This is a genomic window from Mycobacterium marinum (assembly GCF_003391395.1).
Lineage (GTDB): Bacteria > Actinomycetota > Actinomycetes > Mycobacteriales > Mycobacteriaceae > Mycobacterium > Mycobacterium marinum.
The window spans coordinates 3,087,843-3,113,878 of the sequence record NZ_CP024190.1 but is presented as its reverse complement, the minus strand read 5'-3'; the positions used below and the strand labels follow the sequence as shown (position 1 = coordinate 3,113,878).

Here is a 26,036-nt window from a genome sequence, read left to right as displayed (position 1 = left end):
ATCGCGACCGCGGGCGTTTTAGCCGGCAAACGGCACTCCGAGATCCTGGCGCATCTCGTCAGAGGTGCGCTGCCAGGAGACCGCGGCGGGAAAATCGCCCCAGATGCTGTTGAAGATCCCCACCAGCTGCCCTGGCCCTGCGCCGGCAAGGTAGACGGGTCCGCCGGAGTCACCCCGCTGACTTTCGACGCCACCGGTCATGGTGAACCACCCATTGTTGACGCTCTCGACGGTCCCGCACGTTTCCCCGGTGGTGATGCCGAAATGGCAGACCGCTTGGCCAGGCTGCAGCGCGAGACCCGGGTTTGAGGTCAAGGGGCGTCCCCCCGGCATGATGTTGCTGATCCGCACCCCATCAACCAGCATGATCGCTTCGTAGTCTTCGATCGTCTGATCGGTGGCCACCGTGGTACCGCTGGGTGTGTTGTCGCGGAAGGCCCGCAGCTGCCCGATGATGGCGTTGCCCCGGTCGGTGACCGGTCCGTCGCCTCGGCAGTGCCCCGCGGTAAAGGCCATGTGCATCGCGGGATCGACCCAGGCCAGGGTGCAGACGTGGTTGTCCTGGTGGATCTCCATGCCGGGGAACACCAGCGGCGGTTCGGCACGTGCGGCCGGCGCCCACGCGAACGCGAGGGCCGCGGTCGTGGCTGATACGGCGAAAGCACGCAATGCCAGGCGGCGAACCATGGAATCTACCCTTCGGGGCCGGCGCAATGCCGACCACAGTTAGACGTTACGGCGTATCTCGACTTGACGAATAACTTTTCGTCAACGGCCCCCCGGCCGTTACATCGGCTAAGTCGGACGCTAGCCAGACGTGGTCACGGCGGCTGCATCCTCGGCCCGAGGTGTTGCCGTCGTCGACGGTTGCCACCCCGGCGGCCCAAACGCGTAGCCTAGCCGGTCACGCAGCCTTGTCGCCGATCGCCAATCGCGAGCAATCGCCACATACTCACGCGTCTGCAGCTTCCAGATGTTGAACGTGTCGACCGGTTTGGTCAGTCCGTAGTGCGGCCGAGCGGTCTCCGCCTGGAAGCTGCGGAACAGCCGGTCCCAGATGATCAGGATGCCCCCGTAGTTCTTGTCCAGGTACATCTGGTCCATCCCATGGTGCACCCGGTGATGCGACGGAGTGTTGAAAATGAACTCGAACCAGCGTGGCAGCTTGTTGATTCGCTCGGTGTGCACCCAGAACTGGTAGATCAAGCTCACCGAAAACCCGAAGAACACCATCCAGGGCGGTAACCCCAACAGCGGCAACGGAACCCACATGAGCACCTCGCCGCTGTTGTTCCATTTCTGCCGCAACGCGGTGGCAAAGTTGAAATATTCGCTGGAGTGATGTGCCTGGTGAGTGGCCCAGATCAACCGGACTCGGTGAGCGATGCGGTGATAGGTGTAATACAGCAGGTCGACGCCCACGATCGCAATGACCCAGGTGTACCAGCGCCCCGGCGAAAGATGCCACGGGGCGACATAGGTGTAGATGGCCGCGTAACCCAGCAAGGCCAGCGTCTTCCAGAAAGCGATGGTGACCAGTGATACCAGGCCCATCGAGATGCTCGCGACGGAATCGCGGGTGTGGTAGGAGCCCGATACCGGCCGCGGTGTTTCGGTGGCGCCTGCCTCGAGTTTTTCCAGCTTGCGAGCGGCCGCCCATTCGACCGTCAACAGGAACAGAAAAAATGGGATGGCGAACAACACCGGATCGCGCATTTCGCCGGGCAAGACGGCGAGGAAGCCTGGTAGAGCACTCACGTTAGACAGACTACTGATATCCGGTTTGCCGTCCCAGGGCCAAAAGGCCCGGCAATCGTGGAGGTAGCGCCATGGACCGCCCGCCGCGCAAGCCCAGCATGCCCTACCGGCTGTTACGCGCCTCCGGTCGGCGCTACCGACTGTTTCCCGTTGCCAAGCTGGACCGCTGGGCCGCCCACCCACGGTCTATGAGGTCAGCCCGCGACTGTCCGGGGACACGGGATTGAACCTCACCTGCTATGTCTGCACGGCGGCGGGTACGTGCCGGATCTGTTGCCGCATTTCCACTGGCCCGCGATTGCAAGACTCGCCAACCCCCTGCGCCGCACCATGACGGTGCCGATCTACCCCATCGCCCCCGAACACACCTACCGCGAGGTGTTCCCGTTCCTCTTGCGGCTCTATCGCCGGATTTTGCAGACCCGCAACCCGAATTATGTTGCGTTCAGAGGTGATTCGGCCGGGGGCGGGATCGCGTTCGCGCTGCGCGACGCGGGACTGCGGTACGCGGGCGGAGATCCGCTGGGCGCTCCCCTGCTGAGCCCGAGCGTCGCCCCGGCTGACGATATTCACTGGGACTCATGACGTGCTCAATCCCGATGCGCGCGCGTTGCGGGAGCGCGCCGCTGACGAAGGGCTCGGCATCGGATGGTATGAACGCGACAGAGGTTTACACGTGTGGCTGCTGATGCCGGGCCGCGATGCGGCCGCGGCGCTAGCCCGGATGAGCGAGGGGCTGAGCGGTTGAGCCGGGTACTGGTGATTGGTTCTGGTTTCGCGGGACTGTGGGCGGCCCTGGGCGCCGCGCGGCGAGTCGAGGAGCTCGCCGTACCGCCCGGGTCCGTCGACATTACGGTGTTGAGTACCAAACCGTTTCACGATATCCGGGTTCGCAACTACGAAACCGATCTGAGTACCTGCCGGATCCCGCTCGCCGACCTCCTCGATCCAGCCGGGGTCTCACATATTCCCGCGGTGGTGGTCGGGATCGACGCCGCGGCACGCCGAGTGCGCACCGCCGACGGCCAGACGTACGAATACGACCGCTTGGTGCTCGCCTCGGGCAGTCAGGTGGCCAAGCCCGACCTTCCTGGCCTGCAGGAGTTCGGATTCGATGTCGACACCTACGAGGGTGCCGTCCGGCTGCAATGTCACCTGCAACAAGTTGCCGATGGGCCGCCAGCGGCCGCCGCGGCCACGGTCGTGGTGGTGGGAGCCGGGTTGACCGGCATCGAAACCGCTTGCGAGCTGCCCGCTCGGCTCGCAAAGCTGTTCGCCCACAGTGCCGTCGTCCCCCGAGTGGTACTGGTGGACCACAACCCCGTGGTCGGCTCGGATATGGGTGCCTCAGCACGGCCGGTGATCGAGGAAGCGTTGTCCGAGGTCGGTGTTGAGACCAGGACCGCGGTCGGTGTTACCGCGGTCACCGAGGCTGGCGTGGCGCTGTCATCGGGTGAGCTGCTCGAGGCGGCCACCGTGGTGTGGTGCGCCGGCATGCGCGCAAATTCGCTGGCCGAACAATTGCCGGTACACCGTGATCGGCTGGGGCGTGTCGAGGTGGACGACTACCTGCGGGTGGTTGGGGTTCCCGAGATATTCGCTGCGGGCGATGTGGCCGCCGCCCAGATAGACGACGACCACGTGTCGGTGATGTCGTGTCAGCACGGGCGGCCGATGGGACGGTATGCGGGCTACAACGTGATCAGCGACCTGTTCGGCGAGCCGCTGCTGGCCCTGCGGATTCCTTGGTACGTAACGGTTCTCGATCTGGGACCGGCCGGCGCGGTCTACACCGAGGGGTGGGACCGGATGGTGGTGTCGCGTGGCGCGAAGGCCAAGGCCACCAAGCAGAACATCAACACTGAGCGGATCTACCCGCCGCTGACCCGAGATCGCGCGGATCTGTTGGCAGCCGCCGCTCCGGACCTGCAGGACCGGCCGTAGGTCAGTCCGGCTCGGTGCCGGGCAGCACGGGATTGGACTGCTCACCTGCGTACCAATGCACTGCGTAGATGCCTGGCTGCAGGGACAGCTCGGCCACCAGCCGCTCTAGCTTGGCGGGCGTGTGACCGTCCAACAGGATGTGGGCGGTCAACGCGATGTTGTCGTCGTTGGCCTGGCCAGTGTGAATGCCACGCAGAATGATGTCGTTTCTGGCGATGTGTTGGACGATCTGGGCGCGCGCGTACTTCGCCGTCTTGGGGCGGCAGAGAACCTGTAGGCGATAGGGCTGCAGGCCTTCATCCTCCTCGACCCCGTTGTCGTGGTCGATCAGTCGGCCCAGTGGGCGTCCGAGCAAGTGAACGCTGACGATGGTGCCGGTAGCGATCAGCGCAAAGATCAAGTGTCCGGAGGCCGCCAGCACGCCCACCGCTGCCGAGCACCACAGGGTGGCGGCGGTGTTGAGGCCGCGGACGTTGAATCCCTCCCGCAGGATTACTCCACCGCCGAGAAACCCGATACCGGACACGACGTAGGACGCGACCCTGGTGGGGCTGCTGTCCTCGGTCGCGACCGCGTACAAGACGAATAGCGTGGCTCCGGTTGCCACCAGGGCATTGGTGCGCAACCCGGCCATGCGCGCGCGCCATTGCCGCTCGATGCCGATGAGGGCGCCACAGCCGAGTCCGACCGCCAGTCGAAGTGTGAACTCAGCAACGCTCAGGTTCTGCACTGGCGTCGCACTCCCTTCCTGACCGGCACGATGGCGACGGCAGCTAAGCACGCCTGGGTTAACGACAGGTGGAGTCAAGGCGAACCGGCCGCATCGTGGTGGTACTCAGCGACGGCCTACCGGCGGCTCAGGGGCGATCCATTCGGTGCGATTTGGGCAATGTCGTTTCGGCCGCATGGTTGAGCCGAAAGCCGCGGCCTGCTAGATCAGGCGTGGCTGAGGTGATGCGGACAGTAGTAGGTCGCCGCCAGCACAGCGAACTGCGATGCCGCCTCCATATTGAATCCGGGATTGTGGGTCTTCACATCATGAACCAGTTCCAGGCCGGACTCGCCGCCGTCCAGACACCAGCACACCGCCTTGGCCGATCCGATGGCTTGGTCCGGGTTGGAATAAGTGATACCGGCATTTTGCAGTGCGGCAAGAAAGCCGACATCGTCCCCCCCGCCTTCGTCAGGGTGTGCGTGCGCGGGCGCGGCCAGCCAAATCATGGCAGACAGCCCGAGGAGAGCAAATAGCGCTTTCATTGTTAGCCATTCTCCGATCCCACAGCAGTTGCCTATTGCCAATTATTCCAGCTCGAGCTGGGGCATAGCTGTTAAATGTGTGTGGTCTAGCCACTGCCGCAGCGGAATGCGGCACTGACATCGATGATGCCCACCGTTGCGAGTCGAAATTCCCCGAATGCTGTTCCAATCTTCTTGGCGCGCAGGTTATTTGGCGCTCTAGTGACGCGATTGTGGCAGCGCAGCGCGGGTAAGACGCTTCGAGATCCCGGCATCGGGGCCCATCATCGGGTAGCTCCAACATTGAACTGCACTTCCCCTCTAGCCTGGCTGCGCATCGGTGGGAACGACTTTCGCTTTGTCGCCTTTGGACAGGTGCACAGCATGGATACCGGGTTTCTTCGCCAGCTGCTCCAAGAGGCTGTCAAGACCTTCCTGATCGACAGTATGGTGCTGGACACTTTCGGGCTTCTCCGATATTTGCGCGACCAGACGTTTCAACTTTTCCGGTGAAGTGGCGTCTTTGAGGTCTTTGAGCGGAGTGAGGCGACTGCGGACGCCGGCGCGTTTGTACGCGTCCGGGGCCCCGGCACCAAAGGCACTTCCGAGCATGCCCGCCACTGCCATGGAGCTGAGCAGCCCTCCCTCGCCGAGTGCCGCTGCCGGGACGGCCTCGGGTCCGGCGGCCGACAGCGCGGCGGCCACGGTCCTGATGGTCGGCGTGGCCGCGGCCCAGCTCGGTGGAACCGTCAATTTTCCGACCAGGGTGCCGCGCCCCCAGTGCGGCGTCATCGCCTCCGGCTGTATCGCGCTGAACAGCGTGCCCTGGTTCCAGTGCGGAGCCAGCCCGAGGCCGCCTCCCAACGCGTCCTTGGGAAGCGGGCCGAGCCCGGGGTGCGGGGCGAACTTGAGGAACTGCGAGGCGGGGAAGTTGATCAGCAGGCCGATGTCGTTAAACCCGGTGGTGAAGTTCAGCGGAGTCTTGATGGCGTTGTACAGCGTTAAATAGGTCGTCGCGCCGGATGGCCCGAAAAGGCCGTTCAGCAGCGCGGTGACCGCTGCGGTATAGCCGGTGCTGAGGTCGGCACCCAACTGCAGTAACCAGGAGATGGGGCCAGTTGCCAGCAGGTCCTGCACGGTGGCGGCCGGGGAGGCAGCAGCAGCTTGGCCCACCACTGCGGCTTGACTGGCCAACCCGGCAGCATTGACGACTTGCGGTGGTTCGGCAAATGGCGTGACTTCGCTGGCGGCCGCCGACGAGCTGGCGTAGCCGTCCATCGCGGTGGCGTCTTGTGCCCACATTTCAGCGTATTGCGACTCGGCCGCGGCGATGGCCGCCGTGTTCTGGCCGAACAGGTTGGTGGCCACCAGCATTGCCAATTGCGCGCGATTGGCCGCGATCTCGACCGGCGGCACGTGTGCGGCAAACGCGGTCTCGTAGGCGGTCGCCGCGGCGGTGGCCTGTGTCGCCGCCTGCGCGGCTTGTGCGGCGGTGGCGCCCATCCACGTCACGTAGGGTGCAACCGCGGCCGCCATCGCCAGCGAGGACGGACCTATCCATGGCCCGCTGGTCAGGCTTGCGATCACCGAGGAAAACGCGGCGGCCGTGGACTGCAATTCCGCGGCAACCGCGTCCCAGGCTGCCGCGGCGGCCAGCAACGGCCCCGATCCAGGACCGGTGTACATCCGGCCCGAGTTGATCTCCGGCGGAAACGCTGCATAGAACATGCGGTACCCCTTACCTGGACTTCTGTGCCTGGATCGCCCGGGCCGGGCTGCTGTAGGAGTTCTCGTGATTCATGGCAGTCGGCGTCCTATTCGTCGAGCGCCGGGATCACGATGATGGTGGCGGCGGCTGGGTCGGCCTCGGCAACAACCCCGCCGAGCGAGTTCGCCACGGCACCCCCACTGGACGAACCAAACGTGCTGGCCCCCATGGCGCGTCCGGCGAGGCTGGACAACGCCATCTGGCCGAAGACCCCCGCCTCGCCCGGTAGCCCAGCGGTCGGCGCGGCCGCCAGGTTGGTGGATAGCACTGATGAGACCAGTCGCATCGCGGGTGCGGCCTGAGTCCAGCCTTGCGGCACCGACATGCTGCCCACCAGGGCGGCGCGCCCCATCGTCCCCGATACCGAGTTCGATACCGACGCCGAAGTCAATCCGACGCCGCCGGGACTGATCTCCGGAACCAGCGGCGCCAGCGTCCCGGTGATCGCTTTCGGACTGTAGAAGGCGTTGAGCCCCTGAGCGTTTTGCACGTAGGCGTAGACCTGCCCGAAAGACAGGAACGGGCCACCCGGTATCGAACTGATCCCCTGCAGTGAGAATGGCCCGGTCAGGGTTGCCATGATGGTATTCCAGTTCGCCAGGTTGGTGGCGAGCCATGGAGGCAGGGACACCTCGGGCAGGATGGACGCCGCGGTCGGTGCGGCGCTCGTTGTCGCGAGGGTTTGCAGCGCATTCGGTACCGAGGTGATCAGTCCGGCCAGCTGGGACACTACGTCTGAGCTGGCGGCGGTGCTGCTGGCCTGGGCCACGGCGGCGGATTGAGCGGCCCCCGCCACCGGATTCGTGGTTTGCGGCGGCTCGGTAAATGGCGTCAGCGCCGAGGCCGCGGCCGCAGTGCCGGCATAGGCGTACATTGCCGCCGCGTCTTGGGCCCACATCTCCAGGTATTGGGCTTCGGCGGCCGCGATAGCGGGAGTGTTTTGTCCGAAGATGTTGGTCGCGATCAGCGCCATCAGTAACGCGCGATTGGCCGCGATCACCGGCGGTGGCACCGTGGCCGCAAATGCCGTCTCATACGCGCCGGCGGCCAGCTTCGCCTGGGTGGCGGCCTGCTCGGCTTGAACGCCCGTGGTATTGATCCAGGTCACGTAGGGTGCGGCCGCTGCCGCCATCGTGATCGACGACGCACCGGTCCACGGTGCCACGGTCAAGCCTTGGACCGTTGAGCCATACGAAGCTGCCATGGATTGCAGCTCGGCGGCCAGCTCGTCCCACGCCGCGGCCGCAGCTATCAGCGGCGCCGCGCCTGGCCCCACATACATCCGCCCCGAGTTGATCTCCGGCGGAAGCGCCCCAAAGTCAATCATCTGCTACCTCCGGTTCTTAGCTGAACGCCAGGGTAATCACGAAGCTGTAGTCCCGCACGATGCTGGCCTCGGCTCTTATCGAACTCATTAACCACCCCCTGAACTCTCCAATGATTGATCCACCGAGCCACAACAAAAACTATCTCATATCCCCGCGAAAAAAAATCCCAAATCGTCCTTTGTCTAGCCACTATTCGTGCCCCCATGGCCGCATATGACGTTGATCTTGGATGAGGCATATTTGCACCGCGTTCCCGCCGCGTGATCTCGATGTTAAAAATCGATCTCACCGCCCCAGCGGCGCGTGTGAAGCTTCTGCTCAGCGATGCACAGCCGCCACTATCTATGCACTTAGACACTGTTATATCCCAACTCAAGGCAAACCACCGCCCAGGCGGAGCCGCGTTCACCATCAACGCAGAGGACAAACACGATCGATGGGCGATTATTGACGCACAAGTCCATATTTGCATTTTGCAGGCGAAATCACGCGGCGCCATTCTCGAACGAGCGGAAATGTCCCACTAAGACCAACATTACAGTTTCACTAATATGAATTCATATAGTAATTTCACGCTACCCACCGTAATGACCGACGGTGCGACGCTACCAACGGATAAGGCTGCCGCATGGCCTCCCGGATTTGATGCGTGATGGCGAGCAGTTTGATTGCTGAACACGTGGGTGCGAACGTCGCCAACGGCCAGGGGGAACGATGTCCACTCCCGTGGCGCAGGCAGTTACCGGCGCCGTACCGGATCAGCCGGAGCCGGGGCTCCAGACGACCGGGTAAGCATCGACTTCACCGAACTGACGGCTGCTCGTCATGGGGCGTTCTCCTTGCGTTGGAGGAAGGTTACGCACCTCGCCAGGCAACCAGGTTCACAATCGGCTGTTACTCGGCTGGCTGGTTGCTGCAGGTTTGCTGGCAGGTCATCGCTCGGCGTGCCATGACGGTCCCGCGGCCGGGCGTGAAGCTTGTGCGCTGCAAATACCGCAGCCCACGGAGCAACATGACTACCGGACGTGGTCGACGATGTCCTTTGCGTGATCCGACTTCGCCTCGGCCGCAGATTTTCCCCGCAGCTATCCCGCCGCGGGAGGGCGGGCGACAAAGGTGGGGCGGAAGCCGTATTGGGGTAAAGCCCGCCCAAACGGCTGCCCAGCCATATTCCCGAACGGCATGCCGGGCATGCCGGCCGCCGCCGTCGGCGGAGGCGCGACCATCGGTGTGCCGCCCAGGGCTGAACCCAGCGGGCCGGCCAGTGGAGCTGCCCCCGTCCAACTCGGCGGCACCGACAACTTGCCGACGATGGCGGCGTTGCCCGCAGCCGCCAGCCCGGCCTGGCCACCGACGGACCCGAGCGGCGCGGAAAGCGCACCGCCGAGCGCGCCAGAACCCGTGGTTCCGAGCGCGTCCTCGGCCGCATCCGCCACCGCTGCGGTGCCCAGCATGCCGAGAAAGGGGGTGACCATATTGCTCGGCAGCAGAAAGCCGGTCGAGGCGATGGTGTTCCAGATATTGGCGTTGGGCCCGAACTCCGACCACAGCGTGGCTAGCCAGGACTGGCCATTGCCGGACAGCAACGTGCTCAGCAGCCCGGACGGCGCGGATGCCGAAGTGTTGGAAGACGCCAGTCCCTGCAACACGTTGGGAACTGCCGACATCAGCTGGGCCAGCGTTGACTGCTGTGCCAGCAGCCCAGCCGGATTGGTGTTGTGCTGCGGCTCGAGGAACTGGCTTAGCCGCGTGGCGGCGGCCGACGAGCCGGCATAGCCGTACATGGCCATGGCGTCCTGGGCCCACATCTCGCAGTATTGGGCCTCTACGGCTGCGATTGCCGGAGTATTCTGCCCCAGCACATTGGTCGCGACCAGCACCATCAATTGAGCCCGATTAGCTGTAATCACCGTGGGCGCCACGGTGGCCGAGAAGGCAGCTTCGTAGGCTGCCGCAGCGGCTGCCGCCTGTACCGCACTCTCCTCAGCCTGCGCGGCGGTGCTGCTCATCCATGCCAGGTACGGCGCTGCCGCAGCCGCCATCGAGGCCGACGCCGGGCCGTACCATTCCTCGCCGGTCAACGCCCTGAGCACTGAGTCGTAGGACAACACGGTGACGCGAAGCTCCGCAGCCAGGCCCTTCCAGGCTGAGGCAGCGGCAAGCATCGGGGCGGAGCCTGGCCCCGAATACATACGTGCGGAATTGATTTCGGGTGGCAGTGTGGCGAAATCCAGACTGACAGTCATCGCTGGCTTCTTTCTCTACCTGGCCGTGATGGCATTGGCGGCCGTTACGGCCGAGTGGGACGCGGGGCGGGCATGGGTTGCGTAGCCCTAGCGCCCGATTGCGCTCCAGTGCACGCTCGGTGCCCTATACATGGGCGCTATCCACCGAATTATGTTGTGGCCCAGCTTTATATCGGTTCAGGGGCCACATGGTATCGGGCTTCTCCTGACGCACAACGACACAGCGCCGATACCGCAACTTCGCGCGCTTCAGCTACACGTCCGCAGCACAGGCTAAGGCGTGCCGATCAAACAAACGTGGATGAAACCGTGTCAGATAACGAAAAGGGCGCCGGGATCGGATCGAAACGAAATGGCCGTTGGTCTCGAATACGGTCTATCACCGGGACTCACTTCGCACTCACCTCCTCGGGGCCGGGGCACGCGGGGGTGCCAGTCACACAGCACATAGAGGCGAGTGCCCAGCACGACGACTGAGCGCGGCACCCCTCTCGTCAGAGCTTTGGCACCACACGGCGTATCCGACGCTTTCAAGCCGGAAGCCACTTGGGCTCAACCCTTAAGCCGGGAAGAGCTGTCCTGACCCGGGGCGTCTTTCGACGTTCGAGGTCAGTGGCCTGTATCCGTGCAGACGCCTCACCTAGCGAAGTGCTTGCAAAGGTCATAGTTTCACTCGAAGCGGTGACCGTCAACCCAACGCGCCCGTGGCTGCCCGATCATGCCGGTAAAGCGATGGGCCATCGTGTGCCGGGTTTTGTTTCATCGCAGCGCTTTTCGCTGTCTTCAGGTCACTGACGCGGAGCGGCGCAACTCCACCGGCTTCGGTGCAAGCGCGTTGTTCAGCCGCCCGAGAGCGGGCGCGGCATTATCGTCAGCCGGAATCCGTACCGAGGTCCGGTGCCGTAGCTGCGCGCGTAGGCGCCCGGAGCAGGTACCCCGGGTACGCCAGGCATCGCCGCACTCGCCTCCGGGGCGGTAGCGGTGCCAGCGCCCGGGAGCGCGGTGGCGACATGATCTATTACTTCGGTGGTCCCCGCCCAGCTCGGCGGGACCGACAGTCGACCCACCATAGTCGCCTGGTTGGTTCCCGCGGCGACTCCCCCCAGGCCCGATTGCGGAACTGTCATTCTTGTCCAAACGGCATCGCCGGAATCGGATCCCGTAATTGGCAACGCAATCCCTGGTAAGCCGTCTAGGGCCAACGCATTGACGTCGGCCATTGCCGATGTCACGGCGGGCACGACGATCCCCGGAGCCGTGTATCCGGCCGAGATGACTCCATTTGCCAATGAGGAGTTCAAGAAGATCCCGAAGGCGTTTCCATCGTTGCCGTCCAGAAAGTTCAGGATGTCAGCAAGCAGACCCGACCCTGCAATGGTGTCCAGCGGTGCCGCCGCCGGTGCGGCGAGTCCTTGCAGACTTGCCGGTACCGCGGACATGAGTTGGGGCAGTTCGGTCTGCGTGAGGCCGCCCATAGCGGTACTCGCCGCGGTCTGACCCGCCAGCCCGGAGCGGCTGGCGGTGTGTGCTGGTTCCGAAAATGGTTCCAACGTGGACGCCACCGCGGAACCGGCCGCATACCCGTACATGGCTGTCGCATCCTGCGCCCACATCTCGGCGTATTCGGCCTCGGTAGCCGCGATCGCCGGTGTGTTGATGCCCAGAAAATTGGTAGCCACCAGCGTCAGCAACTGCACCCGGTTCGCCGCAACCACACTCGGCGGCACCGTCATGGCGAACGCGGCCTCGAACGCCGCCGCGGCCGCCGCCGCCTGACCGGCCGTCTGCGCGGCCTGTAGCCCGGTGGCGCTCAGCCACGTCACATACGGGGCCGCCGCTGCCGCCATAGCCGCCGAAGCTGGCCCCAGCCAGCCGTCGCTGAGCAAAGCCGAGAGCACCGACTCGTATGCCGCTGCCGTCAAAAGCATTTCCGCGGAAACGTCATCCCACGCCGCCATAGCGGCAAGCATGGGCGCTGACCCTGGGCCCGAATACATGCGCAGGGAGTTGACTTCCGGTGGCAGGGCCCCGAAATCCATTGCCGGCAACACCATTACCCGAGCCTCAACCCGAGGGAGTCATGCTGGCAGATTCGGTAGCCGCGGCAGTCCCGGAACCGATCGTCGATGTCACGGTGACTTCCGTCTCGTCATCCAGCAGCTGGCGGGCGCCCCATGATCGTTGGGCGGAATCCGTACCGGGGGGCATTGCCGAGGTTGTGCCCGTAAATGCCCGCGGGCATACCTGGAATGCCGGGCATCCCGACTGCCGCTTCGGGGACAACGGCCGTACTGGTCCAGCCGCCGCCCGGGGCTGCCGCACCGGCGTGATTGGCCACCGCTGTTGCTACGCCCCAGCTTTGGGGAACAGACATTCGCCCGACCAGCTCAGCCTGGTTCATACCCGCCGAGATTCCTCCAGTCCCCAGCGTGGCTGCCGTCTCCTCACCCAGAACCGGCAAACTTTCCGGGCTTGCCGGTGATGCCGCGGGTATCCACGACGGATTTCCTTCGCCGGACCCCATGGGCGGTACCGCGGCCGATTCCTGGGCACCCAGTGCCACCGCATTGATATCGGCCATTGCGGCCCAGATTGCGGGTCCGACGACGGCAGGGCTGACGTATCCGGCTGAGACGAACCCGTTCACCAATGACGAGTTCAAAAAGACCCCGTACGGGTTCCCGTCGTTGCCATCCAGGAAGTTCAGCAGCGCGGCTAGCAGCCCGGATCCGGGAATGGCGTCGATCGGCGATGCGGCCGCTGGTGAGGCCAGCCCCTGCAGGCTCGCCGGCACCGCGGACATCAGTTGTGGCAGCTCCGTCTGAGTGAGGTTGCCGACTGTGCTGCCTACTGCCTGAGTGACCGCCGCCGACTGACTGGCCAGCCCGCTTGGATCGGTGGTCTGCGCCGGCTGGGTGAACTGTGTCAGCGTCGATGCGGCTGCAGAGCCGACCGCGTAGCCATACATCGCCGCCGCGTCCTGAGCCCACATCTCGCCGTACGCGGCTTCGGTAGCGGCGATGGCGGGTGTGTTCTGCCCCAGAAGATTGGTGGCAACCAGCGTCTGCAGCTGAGTGCGGTTGGCGGCCACCTGCGCCGGGGGCACCGTCATCGCGAACGCGGCCTCAAACGCGCCCGCCGCCGCTGCCGCTTGGCGGGCGGTTTGCTCAGCCTGCATTCCGGTGATGTTCATCCACGCCAGGTACGGAAACACGGCGGCTTCCATCGACTCCGAGGCCGGTCCCAGCCAGCCGTCACCGGTTAGCACGGCGATCACCGTCTCGTATGCGGCGGCCGTCGAGCGCAGCTCGGCAGCGAGCCCATCCCAGGCTGTTACCGCAGCGAGCATCGGAGCTGAGCCCGGCCCCGAATACATGCGTATCGAATTGATCTCTGGTGGCAGTGCTGCGAAATCCATCTCCAACGCCCCCTACCCGGCCGCACTCGACACGGCCATCATGGGCGCAAGCGATCCAAGCCCGCGCGCCGAGAGGGTGTCGGTACGCCGTCGATGATCAGGTTCGGGCTGCCGCCGCGCGCTTCCAAAACCCGGCGCGGGAAGGGCTACTTCTATTGCAGCCAAAGACAATTCGCCCCGGACAGGGGCAGGGCCTTGGTTGGCTAGCCCGCCGGCCGGCAGTGCCGGGGCTGGCGGTCTCGTCATGACAAGAGACATCGGACTTTCTCCTCTTTGGGAAGCCCGACCCGGCTATTGGCTCGGCCGCTGTGGTGGTGTCGGGATGTTGCCGATGGCACGTGCGCAATCAGTTCGCGCGTGCCTTCGGGCACTCGGCGCCAGTCGATTCAGACGGCGGAATTTCTGCCCGGACCGGATCGGATGGAAACGGTCACCAACTTCGCACAACCACTGTCAACTGGTTCAGTCCCGCCCACCTCCCGTCGCAATCCGGCGCCCACGGGAGTGCGCGGTGGTTGCGCAACTCGGGTTCAAGCCGCCAGCAGTGTTTGCTGGACCGGGCGGCCGGTGTTGCGCAAGCTTTGGCATGACATAGCGTATCCGCCCAACGGTGCGCAATGAGCCGAGTTGATCTCAATCCATCCACGGGGCGAACCAGCGCGCCCCGGAGCATCCCCCGACCATTGATGCCAATTCCGATTTCGAGGCCCCGTTTTCGTGCAAAGACTTCGGCTGGTGAGGCAGAACCAGCGTCATGGTGTCACCGGGGTCATCCCAGCGTCAACGCGACTCGCGGTGGTTGCGCCGGGCGAATACGGCGCCCCGCGTCTGGGCCCGTGCAGGTTCGTCCTCCCGGGCGACTGCGAGTTAGCTGGGCTTGGTGCTTGCCGCGCCGAGGCCTAGTTCGTCTTCTTCTCTGCCACCGCGGCACTGAGACCTTCGGCCAGGTCTTCTTTGGTCAGCTCTCTGAACCTACGCATCTGCAGCTCGCTGAATTCCGTCAGATCACTGTTGAGCACCGCATCGAGATCTTCATCGTCGAGGCGGAAACTGCGGTGGTCACGGGCCTTCTCCACGACATTGCGCACGAAGCCGGCGTTGCCGAGCATGTCGATGCCGCGGATCAGGTCGCCGTCCTCGGAGTAGTTCTGGTCGTTGTAGAACCTGGTGTACGACGGCAACAACACCTGAGCTTCTTCCTCATTGATGACGTCTTCGTTCTCCTGGCCCATCAGTTTGGTGAGCGCAATCAGCTCTTCGGGCGTGTAGCTGAAAAACTCGATCACGGTCGAAAAGCGCCGTCGCAGACCCTGGTTCACCTCGAGCATCTTTTCCATGGCCTTGGCATAGCCCGCACCGAATACGACCAACTCGTCGCGGTGGTTCTCCATGTACAGCAGCAGGGTGTTGATGATCGCGTTGCCGTAGGGGTCGCCCTGCGAGTAGCCCTTCTCATGAAGGGTATGCATCTCGTCGAAGAAGACTGCGCCGCCCAGTGAACCCTCGAGCATCTCCTCGGTGTTCTTCTCCGCGTCGGCCATGTAGCGACCCAACAGCTTGGTGCGGCTGGTCTCTACCACCAGCGGCTTGCGCAGCACCGTCAACCCGCACAGCTGTTTGGTGAATGCCCTTGCCACCGAGGTCTTTCCAGTACCAGGAGGACCGAGTAACAGGGTGTGGCGTGAGGTCACCGGAACGGGAAGCCCCATCTTGGCGCGCGCCAGATTCACCTTGGTGGTCGACTTGATGAGCTTGATTTCTTTCTTGGCCTGCTCCATGCCGAGCATCGCGTTGAGCTCGGCGTCCCCCTCAGCGAGATACTTGGCAGCCATCTCGGCATGCCGGGCGGCTTCGGTTTGGGCACGGGTAGGCGCACTGTCCGGATCCCATGGATCCTTGCGCGCCTCAATCGTTTCGGGGTCGGTCAATACCAGTCGGTAGTTGGGGTTATCCAAGGCCTCGCGGGCAGGGCTGAACTTTGCGTCGCGCGAATACACGCGACGCAACAGCTCGACGGCTTCCTCCTCGCGCCCCACGTGGCGCAGGCACATGCCCTGGGTGTAGAGGGCGATATTGGCCGCGCCGGGAACCCGGTCCCCTTCGATGGCCTCCTGCGCACGCCGGAAGGCCTCCTCGAAGACCCCCAGTGATGCCAAGGCCGTTGTCGCCATCGCCGCACCGGCCGCCTTCAGCTCCGGGTGCCGCCAGGGCGTTGCCTCGGGGAACTGGGCCAGCACGTCGGGCCAGCGTTTGGTGCGAAAGTACAAGACACCTCGCACATAGCTCACCAACTCGGCATCGAAGGGATGCTTGGGGTCGGTGGTGTCGAGCAGGTCCGAGGCCTCCTGGTAACGCTTGTTCTCGGCCAGAACGGCAGCGTAGGCGCAGGCCAACGAATCGACACTGGTAACAGCCAGCCGCAGGAACAGCCCGTCGGACACCTCGGGGCGGAACTGCAAGTCGGTGACGCCGAGACGGCGGGTTTCCCAACCGAAGGTTCTTACCGCCGCCCATGCGCCGGCGAGAACGTCCATGGTCTGGTCGCCGGCGAGCAACCGTGCCAGCCAGGCGTCACACATCGCTGGATCGAGCTTGGTTGCGGTGGTGAACATCTGAGCCGCGACCTGCGGGTTATGGCTTGGCTGTAGCCCGTTGACCGAGATGCCCGACGCCAGAAGACCGGCGACCATGGCGTTGCGGGCATCGTCTGCAGCTGATTGTGGGCGGGTCATTGCCCTGTGGTCGCGCTTGTCGCGTGCTCCTGTGTTTGCCCCACAGGCAGTTCCAGCTCGTCGTGGTCTAGCAACTCGCGACTGGAAACAACCAGCTGAGCCCGGGTGGACGGCACCGGCAGGCTCGCTCGCACTGCCGCCAGTTGGCGGCCGGTCAACCGGTTGAGGCCCACCGATAGCTCCTTGGGCAGGCGTTCATCGCTGTGGTAGCGGACCCACGCCGACAACCGAGGTTCTCCCGCGCGCATCACCAGACGAAGCGTGAGCACCGTGGCGCCTACCTCGGGGGCATCCGAGAGCCAGACCTCATCGAGGGTCTCGGCGTTGATGTCGGCCGGCGTTACCCAGAAACTAGTCGCATAGCCGTTGAAGTGCTTGAGATGACGCCAGCCCGGACGGCTCCAGGTCGGCTCCAGCTCGGCCAATATCGCGCTGTCAACCTCGGCCAGCTCGTCGGCCGCCAATGGGCGCGCGGCACAACTCTGGCCATCGAGCACCTGGGCAAGCCGCTCGGTGGCTGTCACCAACGTCGAGGCCAGCGAATCACGACTCGCTATCGCGGCAACGTTGCGCTGGGGATTCATCCGCAAGATCAACCACGTACGGCGACGGTTCGCGGCGGGACTCTCCCCCACCATTCCCCACTCTTCCGGGCCCCACTCATCCAATGAAGCCGACGCCCGGGCCGCCTCGGCACCACCGCGGACCTCAACGGTCACGATGTCGACGCCATCGAGCTGAACATCGAACTGTCGCAAGTTCTCGGCTACGGTCGCCACCGGTACCACCGCCGACTGCGTGGTGCGATGCCGATGCCGACCCGCGGCATCTCCCTCGCCATCGTCGACGGTGATCACGGTGACCAATCGGCCATGATGCTCGCGCACTCCGACCGTGTCGCGCCCGAAACGACGCTGGTGATCCACGGCCGGTGTGCAGCCGGCACCCAGTGCCGTGCCCGGGTCAGCGGACCAATCCCAAAGCCAGGCAGTGATACCCGAGGTGACCGTGATCCCGCGATAGGTGACGACCGACAACAAGGTGACCAGCACGGCAATGCCGACGCCAACCCACCACGCGATGCGGTTCTCGCCCTGCCACGAGTCTGGGCAATGGCTGGCCACGATCAGAATGAGCAGGTCGATCACGAACACTGTCGTCAACCGCGCCCACGACAAAGCTAAACCGAACCTGCGCTGAGCCTTCATCGCCGCTTCCGTGATCGCCGCATTAACGTCGCCGTACCGAACACCGCACCGCCTATCAGTAATGCACCGGTCAATCCGCCGGCAGCCACCCATACTGGCACCATATTGCGCTCTGCGGGCGGCTTCGGCAGCTCCAGCGGTGCCGATAGTTGCTTAGGCGGCTTGACCGGCCCTTCGGGCACGTCCCAGGTGAGGGCAGCCACCGGATCCACCACACCGTAGCCGACCTGGTTGTCCACTCCACGAGCGGGCGGGCGGGCGGTGTGAATGAGCCGATTCCTGATTTGGTACGCCGACAGCTCCGGATACTTCGCCCGGACCAGGGCAACCACGCCAGACACGATCGCCGTCGCAAAACTCGTGCCAGCCGGAACCAGCAACGAGTTGTCCGGACCGTCGATCGCGTTGATCAAGCCGTCGTCACGGGGCGAGAGTCCGATGACATCGGTCCCGGGCGCCGCGATCGACACCCATGGTCCGGCGATGCTCATCTTTGTCATCGGCTGACCGTTGGTGTCGACTGCGCCAACCGTCAAGACATAGTCACTGAACCACGAGGGCGTCACCACCGTGGTGACCGCGTTCCAGTCACGTGGGTCGTCTGGCTGCAACGGATCAAAGATCGGGTTCTGCTTGCAGTCCTTCTTGCTGCCGTCGCCGGCCGCGGCCACTATGACCACGTTCTTGTCGACGGCCGCGTAGTGGACCGCGGCCCCCAGCGCGTTCTGATCGATGACGTTGCGGGCGCTCATGCAGGTCACATCGGAGATGTTGATCACCGACGCTCCCATGTTGGCGGCATGGACGATCGCTCGCGCCATTGTCTCAACGTCGTCGATCTTCTGTTGCGTCTGCGGATCCTCATCCCCGGTGTAGGGGTCCTTGAGGCCGAACGCCTGGCTCGATTGGCGGATCGAGATCAGCTCGACCTCCGGCGCAATCCCGCTGAATGCATCCGGTGCCGGCGGCGGCGGGTCGAGCGGACGCGGGCCGCCCGCGTGGTCGACCCCCGTCACCCGCGCACCACCTGAGTAGCTGGGGATCGTCACCGTTCCGCCACCATGGTTGCTTGCCGGCGGTTGGCCGGGAGCTGGCGGGGGCACCGGCCCGGGTCCGGGCTCGCCCTGGGGAGCCCCTTCCTCCGGCGGCGGCCCCGGAATCACTGTCACCGTTTGCGGAGGCACAGGTGACAACGTCACGGTCTGCGGCGGTGGCGGCTTCTCGGTGGTGGGGATAGTGACCGGCCGGCGTGGGACGGCCGGAGGCGGTAGCGCCCCGTTGGCCGGCGCCGCACCGATCATCGACGCCACGATGGTGCCGTGCGCGTCGCAATCCTGCAGCCCGTCACCGCCCATCACGTAGTCCCCGCCCGGGATCAAGTGGGGAAACCGCGGGTGCGGTGTCACACCGGTGTCGATGACAGCGACCTTTACCCCGGCGCCACGGCCGAATTGCCATGCCTCGTTGATGTTCAGCATCTCCATGTACTTCGGCTGCAACTTGAAGTCGGTGCCAGGCAGCACCCCAACCTCAGTGCAGTAGGAGTTCTGTTTCATCGGGGCCGGCGGTCCCGGCGTACCGTCGGGCGGCAAAGCTCCCAGATCAATGGTCGGAGGATTGATTGCGTACGCCGGCGGCAGGCCGGCCAACGCACCCGAGGCAAGCAGAAGTGCGGCGATGGTCGCGGTCGATCCGCGACCAGGCCGCAACCTGCCGCTAACGGTACCGAATCGCTGCATAGACATTCATCAACCAGAATGCCAGCGGGAAGATTGGCATCAGGCAGAGGTACTCCGTCCATTCCACGAACTTGCGGAACAACGGACTGTAGATGGTGTTGGGGACAACGGCCGCGGCCGTCATTCCGGCTGCGGGCAGCAACACCAACAGCGACGCCACGATCGACACCGACAACGGCGAAGACAAGACCAGCGCGTATCGGACCGACACCGCAGCAACCACGATCACGGCGGTGACGGCCAGGGTGATCGACTGCCAGCGGTCGACGTAGGAGCGCCCGCGCAGCATCAGGAAGCCCGAGGTGAATCCGGCGAGCATCAGTGGCAGCCAACGCTCCGAGGTGTGCGGATTGCACAGCGAGGTCAGCGACACCACCATCAGCACGCCCAACCCGACCAGCAGACCGCTCAGGAACGACCGGGCCCGTTCGGCCTGCAACACCACGTCGCGCACCGAGGCGGGGCCCTCCAACACGGGGGGACCGCCAGCGGCGACCGCCACGGTGGTGGGCAGATCGGGACGTGCCTCAAATACCCATCGGCTGGTTGCGGACGGGAAGACCGGCAGCCGGATCCCCGACAGTCTCCGCGACAGCGCGGGCGAGGCGTGGTACATCACCACGCAGATCAACAACATGGTCGCGAACAGCGTCACCGCGCTGGTCGCGGCGACCATCCGCGACAAGCTCGCCAATGTCGTCAGGCCACAGATCGTGACGATGGCGGTATAGATCGCCAGTCGTCGACCAGTGAATCGCAGGGCCAGCGCCGCGGCGATGGACAGGACTCCGAAGCCGAGCACGGCCTGCGGAGAACCGACGGAACCAGGCGGTGCCGAAGCCGCCGCCACGGTCAGCGGCGCAAGACCGCTGACCAGCATGATGTCTGCAACGCGCCGATCCGCATCAGTGGTGGCACGCATCAGCAGCATCATGGCGACCATCAGCACAAGCACGGCAATCACCGAGGCGAAGATTGTGGTCAGCCAGGTGTTGTGGTGCCAGCGCCACCAGCCCAAGACGCCCGAGGCAAGGATCACACCGGTCCCCACCATCCCCGCGCCGACCTGCACCGCGACAACTGGGTCGATCGAGGCGAATCGCTTGCTGAGATTCGACGCAACCGCAGTGGAGATGTGCTCGATGACCTGCGACCGGTGTTCGGTGTCCGGGATGAACCGGATCCACAGCCGGTCGCCGTCATAGACGTCTTGTTCGGTCAGCGACTGGGTAGCACGCAACGGCGAGCCGTCGATCAGGCACAACGCCCATCTACCGCGCCCAGCGGCCTCCAACGTCGACTCGCCTAGCTCCCGCAGCCGACTGTTGACCACCTTCAGCAACGGGTCGGTCATCACCGAAACGGGAGCATTGGCGTCGAGCAGAACCCCGATCTGGACGCCCTCGCCGGCCATGATGCCAACTACGACCGCCCGCGGCGAAGATACGCCCTCAAGTTCGGCCTGTGGAGCATCAGCTACTGCGGTCATCGTTCTGTACCCCCTGCTGTGGCGAACGTGTTACTCCGTGACTTCAGCCGCGCCCGGGGCTCTGTCGGTACATACACCGTCGGTACATACACCGAAGCGCCGTAGCCCGCTTTCATTTGCGGCTCGACTAACTCCAATTTCATTTGCCTCGCCTTGCGACTAATAGTTGTTGTTGCCGTTGCTTTTCAGTTTTGCTGCGGATTCTAGAGCAGTATGCCGTGTTGCCGTCTCAATCGCATTTTATTCTCAAAAAGCTTGCTGCACGCGCAATTTCGTCGCTTCCTATCAAACTCTGCTATGCGTTTTCCACTCGCCGTATGGCAGCGTGTCGAGCACCGTCTTCACGCCGACTTGCACCAGCTGAGGGGTGGCGGGACAGATAGCCAACCAGGCCTCACCGGAACCGGCGGTCCGCGCTTGCTGATACAGCGCGATACGCCCACCGGATCCGTCTTTGAGAGACAGCACCGAGGCACTCGGGCCTTTGGCGTCATCCCGGTACTGCCGCGCGTAGACCGCCACTTCGGCCGCGGGGTCCGATAGCGCTTGCCCCAATGCCGCAACCGTGGACGCGCTGATGCCCATCCGGCGCAGATCCCCCCCGGAAAAGACGTTGAAGCCGGACTCCTGCCAGGATTTGGTGGCTTCCAGCATTTCCTCTAGCGGCACGTTGACCGCGTTGATCGCGGCCGGGTCCGCGTGGTGGATGGACTCCAGGCCGTCAATCACCAACGCGGCGATCGACGCGCTGTCGGAAACGGATACGTCGTCGACGGTGATGTCGTTGCCAACGCGAACGGCCGACACCCAGTGCTGGCCACGACGGGCCAATACCACCCGAAACTCGTTGTCGGGAATGTCGCGCGAACCGGGCGGCTGGTCCTCGTTGTCCACGACTCCATACAGCAGTTTGCCCCGCGAAAGCAGGGCGACAACTTCGAGGTCAGGTGCGGCTAGCACCCTCATCCGGGCGGCTACCTGTTCGTTCACCGTGTCCCCGACGACGATGCCCTGCTCGCGCATGACCGCCATGCCCGGGTGTTCGTTGAGCCAATCGTTCGAGTCGGTGGATACGTACGGCCGGCACCGTAGTTCAGGCGCAACGTGCCGGATATCCAGCAACGCCTGAAGCATCCAGAAGCCGTCCACGTTGACGGTGATATCGGTGCGCGTACTTTGTTGATCCATCCCTACCTCAGATATCGACGTGGCTGTTGACTACAGGACACGGCAGCACACCGGTTGGTTGGTGTGCTGCCGCGCCTGAAGTTAGGTTTTAGGCCCAGCTAGAGCTGACGGCGCTGTCGGTCTGCGCCATGTTGTTGCCGGCAGCCTGAACCTTCTGGCCGTGCGAGTTGGCCTGCTCGTAGATCACCTGGAAGTTGCGACCCAACTGGGTGATGAACTCCTGGCAAGCCACCGAACCGGCGCCACCCCAGAAGTCACCGGCAGCCAGCACATCGCGAACGATGGCCTGGTGCTCGGCCTCCAACGAGGCGGCCTGCGCGCGGATGAGGGCGCCGTGGGCGTCAACATCCCCGAACTGGTAATTAATGGTCATATTGGTGTTCTCCTAACCTGAGAAAAGCGTACGCAGCTGTGGCTTTGCGCGCTAGCCGCGGAGGACCTGCTGGGAAGCCTGCTCTTGCTGCTCGTAGTTGTTCGCGTCGCGAACGAGACCGTCGCGCACGCCGTGCAGCATGTTGACGATGTTGCGGAAAGCGGTGTTCATCTGGCCCATGGTGTCCAGCGAGGTTGCCGAGGCCATACCGCTCCAGCCCGCGCCGGCGATGTTCTGCGAGGACGCCCACATTTTGCGGGCCTCGTCCTCGACCGTCTGGGCGTGCATTTCGAAACGGCCCGCCATGTCCCGCATAGCGTGCGGGTCGGTCATAAAGCGTGCAGTCACCTGAATTTCTCCTTGTGTATTGGCTGGTTGGTTGTCAGTTAGATCGTGTATTCGGTTGTGGTGAGCGCGATGGCCGATCAGCTACGCGCTCACGCAACCGCCGGCCCAAAAGTTACGGATGCCCCCCCTCCTTTCGGTCAGCCAGCGGTCACCGAGCATTTCAGCGCGGTGCGACATACATCGCCCCCGAACCTCGATGTCCGATTCGACGAAGCACTTCACAATTGCCGGGAGCGTCGTCGCAGCCGAGCGATCAGAACCAGAGTTCACCCACCGATGGGAGGTTTGTGTTGCGCTCACCGCAGCGCCTGATCCCTCCCCCGGTCTGAGACCGACAGTGCGGTCAGCCGGCAGCGGCCGCGTTGGCGGCTTCGGTGGCCGCATACGAACCGGAGCTTGTTGCAAGCGTGTTAACGAACATTTCGTGAATGGCCGCGGCTTGGGCGCTAACGGCTTGGTACATCTGCGCGTGGGCGGCGAATTGAGCGGCGGTCAGCGCTGACACCTCGTCGGCGGCCGCGGGTACCACTCCGGTCGTCGGCGCCGCCGCTGCCGCGTTCTGCGCGCTCATCGTGGTGCCTATACCCTGCAGGTTTGCGGCTGCAGCAGCCAGCGCCTCCGGCTGTGTGGTCACAAACGACATGCTGTATTCCTCCCTCGATTATCCCCGGCGCCCATCTAGTGCAGAGACTAGATGACAGTGTGACGCCAGGTTGCCTTCTACGGGGCCTGTTTGCATTTGTTCACGCGATAGCACCGTGAATTCACCTGTAGTAACGACACAGTAACAGCGCTCGATGCACCTAGCTTCCCACTCAGCAAACTCACAGTCAAGAATGTGCGGCTGCTGGCCGAAGAGCGCGCGACGGGGCATTTTGCGGCGTCTAGCTGCCAGCGCGACAGCCATCCGGTCGGCCGCGAGGCCCGTTCCGCGCTGCCGTGACAGTGCTACAGCAATACGGTGGGGCAGTTTCGGTGGGTCGGCTCGATGAGCGCCGGCCGTCTTGATCCACCGCGTGTGCGCGCAACTAGTTAACGACTCTGGGTCCGAAACTCGCGACCACGGTCGGTCATGGGCGCTCGGGGCCCGGACAGCCCCGTACGAAGACGTTGTCGTCATACTCACTTCCCCCCTCATCCCCTGGCATATCCAATCAGTCCCGCCGCCCTATTACTAGGGTCGCCGTCCGGCGGGTGCGCCGTGGCCCTAGAGCGATCCCTCCTCGGGCCGATACTGCGGGCAATACGCGTCAATAGCCGCGCCGACAAAGTAGCCGGAGTGATATCCGGGCATGGAACTGCTGTTGAGCACGTCGTAAGCGACCTCTGTTGGCGTCATGCCGCTGTCAAGCTTCTGGCACACAATGTGGGCGGCCAAGATCGCGTGTGAGGGCGAAATGTGGTCTGTGATGCCCTCGGACTGCAATTCTGAGAGAAATCTGTCGTCATTATTGTCCGCGTGAGCGGTTGCCACAGTTCCCAATGGTCCAAGTAACGCGATTGCGACAACTAGAAGGCGTTTTAACATTTTCGGTGCTCCCTTTGAGCTGAGGCTCCTTGCTGACGATGTGGTCCGGCAGGCGGCGATCTGCGTTGCCTGGCTAGCCAGCGGGAAGTGGGCGCGCCATGACCGTCGGTTTGAACCCGTATCGGGGACCTGAACCGACCCCACGTCCGGCACCCGTGGCGCCTACGGGCATGCCGCCGATCACGTTCGCCGCCTCGGGCGAGGTGATTGGCTCACTGACCGCCTGGACCGTTGGGCGCACAGCCTCTGCAACCGATGCACCCGGCCAGGATGCCGGGACCGCCAAGTGTCCGACGTGGGCGCCGCTGCCCAATCCGGCCGCCACCTGGCTGCCTGCACTGCCGATCGCGCCGAGCGCGCCACCCAGCCCCGGGACCTTCGGCAGGGCTGCTGCCGCGGCGGCAGCCGGCTGAGTTATCAACCCCAGCGTCTTGGCCATCTGAACACCGAAGTTGCCCATACCAACGCTGAAGTACGGAAGACCTTCGGTGTTGTAGAAGAAGCTGGCGTAGTTGGAGTAGCCCTGCATGAACGTTCCCAGGTTGTTGGGCAGCACGGTCTGCCCGGTCAACAGGAACCAAATCTCGGTCAGGATCGGATTACTCGCCCCCAGCTGCGACACGAAGCTCTGCGTTCCGCTCGGCGAGGCGAGCTGTCCAAGCTGGCTGGTGATCTGGCTGAGGAAACTCTGGACCGTGCTTTGGGTGGAGGCCGCGGACGTCGCTTGCGCCGCACTGACCGCGGCACCCTGAGTGGTACTGGCCGCCGGATTGGCTATCGTCGGAGCCTCGGTAAACGACTCGATCTTCGTGGCAAGTGCAGATGAGGCGGCATAGTTGTACATCGCCGACGCATCTTGAGCCCACATTTCCGCATACTGGGCTTCCAATTGGGCGATCACACCGTTGTTCAAGCCGAACATGTTGGTCTGCAGCGCCTGAGTCAGTTCGGCACGGTTGGTGGCGATCAATGGCGGAGGCACCACGGCGGCGAACGCCGTCTCGAAGGCCGCCGCGGCCGATTGAGCCTGCGTGGCCGCGTGCTCGGCCTGGCCGGCGGTGACCGACATCCAGGTCATGTAGGGCTCGACGGCCTGTGCCATCGTTGCGGAGGCGGGCCCCATCCACTCTTCGCTGGACAGCTGGGTGATCACCGTGAGGTAGCCCTGGGCTGTCGAATTCAGTTCGGCAGCCAGCGCGTTCCAGGCTGAGGCCGCCGCAACCATAGATGATGATCCCGGCCCCGCATACATCAGCGCCGAGGTGACCTCGGGCGGAAGCATCCCATAATCCATCGCCATTTCCGGACCCCCTAGCCGGCCGCGGCCGCGTTGGCCGCTTCGGTCGCCGCGTACGACCCTGAGCTGATGCCCAGGGTATTGACGAACATTTCGTGAATCGCCGAGGCTTGAGCGCTCACGGCTTGATACATCTGGGCATGTGCGGCGAACTGAGCCGCGGTCAGCGCCGAAACCTCATCGGCTGCCGCGGGCACCACACCCGTAGTGGGTGCTGCCGCTGCGGCATTCTGGGAGCTCAGCGTCGAGCCGATGCCCTGCAAGGTGCTGGCTGCCGCCGCCAGGGCCTCCGGCTGTGTGGTCACGTATGACATAGGAGTTCCTCCTCATCACCCGCGGGCCCGAAGACCGTCGGGATTTGATTGCTATCAACGCTAATTGGAACCGGCTTCGCGGCGCCCCTTCGCTGCGAAATACTCATCGTCGAACAGTCACT

The 26,036-nt window shown here is 64.2% G+C and carries 23 protein-coding genes and 1 riboswitch; of the genes, 3 read left to right on the top strand and 20 right to left on the bottom strand.

Translation table 11 applies throughout. The annotated features are described in order from the left end of the window. Positions 1 to 18 precede the first annotated feature (18 nt). The gene (locus CCUG20998_RS13005) at positions 19 to 687 is read right to left on the bottom strand and encodes an Rv1815 family serine proteinase (protein ID WP_015355483.1); all 669 of its coding nucleotides are present in this window, start codon (positions 685 to 687) and stop codon (positions 19 to 21) included. A 120-nt stretch (positions 688 to 807) separates the two neighbouring features. Beyond that, positions 808 to 1,758 (bottom strand): sterol desaturase family protein, encoded by a 951-nt coding sequence (locus CCUG20998_RS13000; RefSeq protein ID WP_020725247.1) that lies wholly within the window; start codon positions 1,756 to 1,758, stop codon positions 808 to 810. A 261-nt stretch (positions 1,759 to 2,019) separates the two neighbouring features. On the opposite strand from CCUG20998_RS13000, the gene CCUG20998_RS28435 reads away from it, so the two are divergent. From CCUG20998_RS28435 to CCUG20998_RS12990, 3 genes are read left to right on the top strand one after another with little or no spacing between them, the layout of a single operon-like run. Continuing rightward, the gene (locus CCUG20998_RS28435) at positions 2,020 to 2,343 is read left to right on the top strand and encodes an alpha/beta hydrolase fold domain-containing protein (RefSeq protein ID WP_020728951.1); all 324 of its coding nucleotides are present in this window, start codon (positions 2,020 to 2,022) and stop codon (positions 2,341 to 2,343) included. Between the two features lies 1 nt (position 2,344). After that, positions 2,345 to 2,506: a hypothetical protein gene (locus CCUG20998_RS28430; protein WP_020728950.1), complete on the top strand. Its 162-nt coding sequence runs from the start codon at positions 2,345 to 2,347 to the stop codon at positions 2,504 to 2,506. Beyond that, positions 2,503 to 3,702, top strand: coding sequence for an NAD(P)/FAD-dependent oxidoreductase (locus CCUG20998_RS12990; protein WP_020728949.1), 1,200 nt, complete (start codon positions 2,503 to 2,505; stop codon positions 3,700 to 3,702). Before CCUG20998_RS28430 ends, CCUG20998_RS12990 begins: the two co-directional genes overlap by 4 nt. Position 3,703: 1 nt before the next feature. On the opposite strand, the gene CCUG20998_RS12985 is transcribed toward CCUG20998_RS12990, so the two are convergent. From CCUG20998_RS12985 to CCUG20998_RS12895, 18 genes are all read right to left on the bottom strand, one after another. After that, positions 3,704 to 4,432, bottom strand: a complete 729-nt coding sequence (locus CCUG20998_RS12985) for an MgtC/SapB family protein (protein WP_012394401.1) — start codon at positions 4,430 to 4,432, stop codon at positions 3,704 to 3,706. 206 nt (positions 4,433 to 4,638) lie between these two features. Then, positions 4,639 to 4,959 carry a DUF732 domain-containing protein gene (locus CCUG20998_RS12980; protein WP_020728948.1) on the bottom strand — a complete coding sequence of 107 codons (321 nt, stop codon included), beginning with the start codon at positions 4,957 to 4,959 and terminating at the stop codon, positions 4,639 to 4,641. A gap of 300 nt (positions 4,960 to 5,259) precedes the next feature. Then, positions 5,260 to 6,666, bottom strand: coding sequence for a PPE family protein (locus CCUG20998_RS12975; RefSeq protein ID WP_012394399.1), 1,407 nt, complete (start codon positions 6,664 to 6,666; stop codon positions 5,260 to 5,262). Between the two features lie 86 nt (positions 6,667 to 6,752). Then, the gene (locus CCUG20998_RS12970; protein WP_012394398.1) at positions 6,753 to 8,033 is read right to left on the bottom strand and encodes a PPE family protein; all 1,281 of its coding nucleotides are present in this window, start codon (positions 8,031 to 8,033) and stop codon (positions 6,753 to 6,755) included. Between the two features lie 1,086 nt (positions 8,034 to 9,119). Further along, a complete protein-coding gene (locus tag CCUG20998_RS12965; protein ID WP_020728947.1) occupies positions 9,120 to 10,280 on the bottom strand; it encodes a PPE family protein in 1,161 nt (386 codons plus the stop codon). A 479-nt stretch (positions 10,281 to 10,759) separates the two neighbouring features. Continuing rightward, positions 10,760 to 10,935, bottom strand: a riboswitch (M-box (ykoK) riboswitch). Between the two features lie 184 nt (positions 10,936 to 11,119). Further along, a complete protein-coding gene (locus CCUG20998_RS12955) occupies positions 11,120 to 12,334 on the bottom strand; it encodes a PPE family protein (RefSeq protein ID WP_020728946.1) in 1,215 nt (404 codons plus the stop codon). Between the two features lie 95 nt (positions 12,335 to 12,429). Further along, complete coding sequence (locus CCUG20998_RS12950; protein ID WP_012394395.1) at positions 12,430 to 13,698, bottom strand: PPE family protein; 1,269 nt, start codon at positions 13,696 to 13,698, stop codon at positions 12,430 to 12,432. 899 nt (positions 13,699 to 14,597) lie between these two features. Further along, positions 14,598 to 16,430, bottom strand: a complete 1,833-nt coding sequence (eccA5, locus tag CCUG20998_RS12945) for a type VII secretion system ESX-5 AAA family ATPase EccA5 (RefSeq protein ID WP_036455654.1) — start codon at positions 16,428 to 16,430, stop codon at positions 14,598 to 14,600. Continuing rightward, the gene (gene eccE / locus CCUG20998_RS12940) at positions 16,427 to 17,638 is read right to left on the bottom strand and encodes a type VII secretion protein EccE (protein ID WP_012394393.1); all 1,212 of its coding nucleotides are present in this window, start codon (positions 17,636 to 17,638) and stop codon (positions 16,427 to 16,429) included. The genes eccA5 and eccE overlap by 4 nt, the downstream gene beginning before the upstream one ends. Continuing rightward, positions 17,635 to 19,377: a type VII secretion system ESX-5 serine protease mycosin MycP5 gene (gene mycP5, locus CCUG20998_RS12935; protein WP_012394392.1), complete on the bottom strand. Its 1,743-nt coding sequence runs from the start codon at positions 19,375 to 19,377 to the stop codon at positions 17,635 to 17,637. The genes eccE and mycP5 overlap by 4 nt, the downstream gene beginning before the upstream one ends. Beyond that, complete coding sequence (gene eccD / locus CCUG20998_RS12930) at positions 19,355 to 20,866, bottom strand: type VII secretion integral membrane protein EccD (RefSeq protein ID WP_012394391.1); 1,512 nt, start codon at positions 20,864 to 20,866, stop codon at positions 19,355 to 19,357. Before eccD ends, mycP5 begins: the two co-directional genes overlap by 23 nt. 285 nt (positions 20,867 to 21,151) lie before the next feature. Further along, positions 21,152 to 22,054: an ESX secretion-associated protein EspG gene (locus CCUG20998_RS12925; protein ID WP_012394390.1), complete on the bottom strand. Its 903-nt coding sequence runs from the start codon at positions 22,052 to 22,054 to the stop codon at positions 21,152 to 21,154. 88 nt (positions 22,055 to 22,142) lie between these two features. Then, positions 22,143 to 22,427 (bottom strand): WXG100 family type VII secretion target, encoded by a 285-nt coding sequence (locus CCUG20998_RS12920; protein WP_020728942.1) that lies wholly within the window; start codon positions 22,425 to 22,427, stop codon positions 22,143 to 22,145. 51 nt (positions 22,428 to 22,478) lie between these two features. After that, a complete protein-coding gene (gene esxM, locus CCUG20998_RS12915) occupies positions 22,479 to 22,775 on the bottom strand; it encodes a type VII secretion system effector EsxM (protein WP_096370641.1) in 297 nt (98 codons plus the stop codon). A gap of 343 nt (positions 22,776 to 23,118) precedes the next feature. Next, positions 23,119 to 23,418, bottom strand: coding sequence for a type VII secretion system ESX-5 target PE19 (locus CCUG20998_RS12910; RefSeq protein WP_012394388.1), 300 nt, complete (start codon positions 23,416 to 23,418; stop codon positions 23,119 to 23,121). 564 nt (positions 23,419 to 23,982) lie between these two features. After that, a complete protein-coding gene (locus tag CCUG20998_RS12905; RefSeq protein ID WP_011740942.1) occupies positions 23,983 to 24,303 on the bottom strand; it encodes a DUF732 domain-containing protein in 321 nt (106 codons plus the stop codon). Positions 24,304 to 24,376: 73 nt separating this feature from the next. After that, on the bottom strand, positions 24,377 to 25,597 hold the full coding sequence (locus CCUG20998_RS12900) for a PPE family protein (protein ID WP_020728941.1): 1,221 nt from the start codon (positions 25,595 to 25,597) through the stop codon (positions 24,377 to 24,379). A 17-nt stretch (positions 25,598 to 25,614) separates the two neighbouring features. Then, positions 25,615 to 25,914, bottom strand: coding sequence for a PE family protein (locus CCUG20998_RS12895; RefSeq protein WP_012394386.1), 300 nt, complete (start codon positions 25,912 to 25,914; stop codon positions 25,615 to 25,617). Between the last annotated feature and the right edge of the window lie 122 nt (positions 25,915 to 26,036).